Source organism: Halomonas sp. SIMBA_159 (assembly GCF_046536035.1).
GTDB classification, from domain to species: domain Bacteria; phylum Pseudomonadota; class Gammaproteobacteria; order Pseudomonadales; family Halomonadaceae; genus Vreelandella; species Vreelandella venusta_A.
This window is the reverse complement of the sequence record NZ_JAWJBT010000298.1, coordinates 1-301: the sequence shown is the minus strand read 5'-3', so window position 1 is coordinate 301 and position 301 is coordinate 1. Positions and strand designations below refer to the sequence as shown.

Annotated in this window: 1 protein-coding gene; it reads left to right on the top strand. The window is 63.1% G+C overall.

The genetic code is table 11. From position 1 onward, the window contains the following. Positions 1-4: 4 nt before the first annotated feature. The coding region (locus tag R0J87_RS19370; RefSeq protein WP_498888278.1) for a TonB-dependent receptor domain-containing protein at positions 5-301 on the top strand (297 nt) is incomplete at its 3' end.

Genomic DNA, 301 nt, shown 5'->3' with positions numbered 1-301 from the left:
CCCGCTGCGTGGAAACCTCGGCGTTCGCTATGTCGATTCGAAGACCGAGTCGCACAGCTACATCTACGAAGGCGTTCCCACCATGGACGACCTGGACAGCAAGTGGACGCGCCTGTCGAAGAAGGAGGACTTCTTCCTGCCGTCGGTGACCCTGGTCTATGACGCCAGCACCGACTGGGTCTTCCGCTTCGCCGCCGGCAAGGTGATCGCCTGGGCGCCGTACAACCAGATGGTGCGCAACACGTTCCTCAACGACACCACCCTCTCCGGCAGCGGCGGCAACGACCAGCTGTCGCCGTAC